We start from the raw sequence: 3,400 nt of genomic DNA, 5'->3' as shown, positions 1-3,400 counted from the left end.
GAAGCCCCTAAAGTGTGTCCTGTTGCCCCTTTTGTCGAGCTTACAGCCACTTGCGAGCCAAAAATGCTGGCGATCAGGTTTGCCTCCCGTTCATCGTTTAAACGCGTGCTAGTGCCGTGGGCGTGAATGTAATTAATTTCATCTTTTCTTAATTGACTTCTGTGCAAACATAGTTCTATGGCTTTGGTAGCACTACGATTATTCACCGCCGGGGCGCTGACATGATCGGCATCGCAGGTAAAACCATAGCCCAAAATTTGCCCGTAGATGGGGGCATTTCTGCTTAAAGCCAGTTCTTCGGATTCAAGGACGAAAATCGCCCCAGCTTCGCCCAAAACCAAGCCCTCCCTAGCTCTATCAAAAGGATAACAGCCCGTTTTCGCCAAAGCTCCCATCTGTTCAAATCCCACCAAAGTTAAGGGAGTGATCGGGGTTTCGAGCGCCCCGGCTAAAACTCGATCGCATTCTCCCATAGTAATTAATTCTACAGCCTGTGCGAGCGACCAGATGCCCGTGGCACAGGCCGCCATGGGTGCTAACACTGGGGCGCCGGTTTCTATCAATCTAGCGGTCAATACCGAGGCGCGATCGGGTAAACTATCTAACCAGTTTTCTACTATTCCCGTCGCTGCCATCCGTTCCCATAAACCCTGACAACCGCGACTAGAACCGATAGTGACACCACAATCCTTTAAGGGAGGGGTTAATTGAGCGTCTTCAAGGGCAGCAATCAGGGCAATTTTGGTTAAATCCTCTAAAAATGCCGGTTTGTGACCGATTAAACCCAAGGGTAAAGCGGGTAAATCAGAAAAGGGTTGTTGCCTAGTTATACCAGTTTTGCCCTCTAGTAATCTTTGCCAACTCTGACTTAAATTTCCCAGAGAACTGATCAACCCAATTCCCGTCACCACAACATTCATTTATCAGTTATCAGGTATCAGTTATCAGTTATCAGTTATCAGTTATCAGTTATCAGCTATCAGCTATCAGCTATCAGTTATCAGCTATCAGTTATCAGCTATCGGAATATTAAATGATTGGGCGGGTGACGGCGAACATTAAATTATTGTCGCCCGGTCCCACCCTAACCGATCGCTATTTTTTCAGGTTTTCTGCACCGGAAACAACCTTGGCCGAGTCAATTTTATCCCCTTGTTTAATCGTATCGATCACTTCCATTCCCTCAGTTACATAACCAAAAACGGCATAATCACCATCGAGGAAATTGATATCCGACAGGGCAAAATAAAACTGAGAAGAAGCGGAATTAGGTTGTTGAGAACGGGCCATTGCGATTGCACCGCGTTTATGGGGTAAAGCGACGATGGGAGTGCGGGCCGTGGCCTGTTGACCGATTGCTTGCCCATAAATCGGCTCTTTTTCGTCTTTGAGGAGAATTTCCAGGGGAACATAACGGGATTGCTTGGTTTTCGGATCGACAAAACCACCAGTTCCGCGACCTTGGGGATCACCCCCTTGGGCGACAAAAGGCTGCGGTTCTGTAACCACGCGATGGAAAGTTAAACCATTATAAAAACCTCTCTCCACCAGATCCACAAAGTTACCGGCAGTAATTGGGGCCGCATTGCCATCAATTTCGATCGTTACCGGTTTACCTTTGATGATCATCTCGACCACGGCAGTTCCATCTAAGCGGGGTTTGTAATTATCCATAGAATTATCGGGGGTGGAGTTAGCTTCTGGGGAAGAACAGCCGAAAAGTGTCGTCGTTGTGATCAAAAAAAGACAAACTACAGACAGCCAGCCAGATTTTCTTATCTTCATCATTATTTTATAGCCAAAAAGATCGAAAAAAGGCCTACAATCCCTCTAGAGGAATTTCCAGAAAACGAGCGAGTTCCGCTCCTTGATTTTCCAATTCCGAGAGGGACATCGGATCGCCGACGCGAGTTAAAGGGATATCGCGACGCTGTTTAATCCGCAGGAATAGTTCCCGTTTCGGGTTGAGTCCTTCTCGCACTTCGGCCCGCACAGCTTGCACATCTTCGAGAGGCCAATCGAGATCAATGCGACGATTTTTGCCAGGGTAGCCCCAACGAAAGATTTTAACTTTGCCAGTTTCCTTGTTAAACTCGTTGTAACCACCTCCGACATTCCAGAGGAGAGATAACCAGAGATAGATGGCTAAAAGAGTCCCCGCAGTACCGTAAAAGAGGAGGGCGACTCCTTGGGGAATAAATTGTAAGGAACTGGTATCGCTAACGAGAAGTAGATTGACCTTCAAATAACTGGAAAGACCGGCGAGGAGAAACCCTAGACCGCCAATAGAGACGATTACAGCCCAAAAATAGTTACTAGGGCGACGCGCTCCCACTACTTCTTGCCGTAGGATCAGGCTATCTTTACTTGTTGTTTGCGCTTTCATGAATTCTTTTTAAGGTTGCCTAGAGTTATTTTACCAGCTTTTTTTCTCGCCACTTCCCCAACCCCGATCCAGGGTGTTGATTGGGAGCGGAATGCCGCCAAAATCACTCATACACTTTTTCTCTGATTAAGATCAAGGGTACTCTGTACCGGCGATTGCCTTCCAGAAAAGTTATCGAAAATTTAGTTGGTTAATGCTTCGATTTCTCTCATTGCTTGATCAATTCCTTCTTTAACTTTGCTCAATCCAGTTAAAAAGTATTGCCAATGACCGTGTTTGCCGTCGGTATTAATGGCATTACACCAGGGTTTAGCCGCTGCTTCCTTCACTTCCCTCAGTTCGTCCCATCCTTTAGTTTCTAAAATTAAATAGTTAGATTTAGCTGTCTTCAGACGGATAATAAAGTCTGGGAATAGTAAACCCTAAGCGTTCATTTTTAACAAAGGCTGCAGTGGCGGGATGATTGTCAATAATATAGGCGGCTGCCTGTTCCCATTGATCGGTATCAGCCACCACGTGGCAGGCGCTCGCTTTTCAAAAATATGCCAATTTGTCACTAAGACTTTACCCCGTCTCAGTTTGTCCATCAGGTGAGAGGGTACGAGGTCACGGGTACGGTATAAGGAAGCTTCGCCGTTGTCGGGGTTGAGTTCCTGTAATCTACTTTTAATGGTGATATTGGGACAGATAATCAGGACAATATCGGAGAATTTAGCCTTACTGGGAGCTGCTACTTTGTTGAGGATGGACCATGCTGCTAACATCCCCATCACTGTTGTTTTACCGCTTCCGGTTGCCATCTTGCAGGCGTAGCGGATGAAAGCTTTCAGAGTGCTGTCAATGGGGGTATCTTGGGGAATATGAATCCCTTGGCGAAAGTCGGTGCGAGATTCAATCAGGAAAATTATGGTTTCTACTGCTTCTTTTTGAGCAAAAAATAGGCGATGTTCTCTTCCTTCTCGGTTCCAATAGTCCAATAGTTCTAAGGTAGTACGACTGACCCCGGGATAGTTT

General features: G+C 46.3%; 5 protein-coding genes. All 5 read right to left on the bottom strand.

The features are described 5' to 3' along the window. Positions 1-920, bottom strand: a 920-nt coding sequence (locus PX481_RS09535) for a beta-ketoacyl-ACP synthase (RefSeq protein WP_288094479.1), incomplete at its 3' end; no start/stop codon positions are given. Between the two features lie 175 nt (positions 921-1,095). Continuing rightward, positions 1,096-1,788 carry a peptidylprolyl isomerase gene (locus PX481_RS09530; RefSeq protein ID WP_002761022.1) on the bottom strand — a complete coding sequence of 231 codons (693 nt, stop codon included), beginning with the start codon at positions 1,786-1,788 and terminating at the stop codon, positions 1,096-1,098. Between the two features lie 31 nt (positions 1,789-1,819). Continuing rightward, positions 1,820-2,386: a photosystem I assembly protein Ycf4 gene (locus PX481_RS09525; RefSeq protein ID WP_002761019.1), complete on the bottom strand. Its 567-nt coding sequence runs from the start codon at positions 2,384-2,386 to the stop codon at positions 1,820-1,822. Between the two features lie 182 nt (positions 2,387-2,568). Next, the gene (locus tag PX481_RS09520) at positions 2,569-2,715 is read right to left on the bottom strand and encodes a hypothetical protein (protein ID WP_002761017.1); all 147 of its coding nucleotides are present in this window, start codon (positions 2,713-2,715) and stop codon (positions 2,569-2,571) included. Positions 2,716-2,808: 93 nt separating this feature from the next. Further along, a partial coding sequence (locus PX481_RS09515) for a DEAD/DEAH box helicase family protein (protein WP_288094478.1) occupies positions 2,809-3,400 on the bottom strand: 592 nt, incomplete at its 5' end.

The sequence above is a fragment of the Microcystis sp. M53603_WE2 genome, assembly GCF_030065435.1.
The sequence above is the reverse complement of the archived record's forward strand: the minus strand, read 5'-3'. Positions and strand labels throughout refer to the sequence as shown.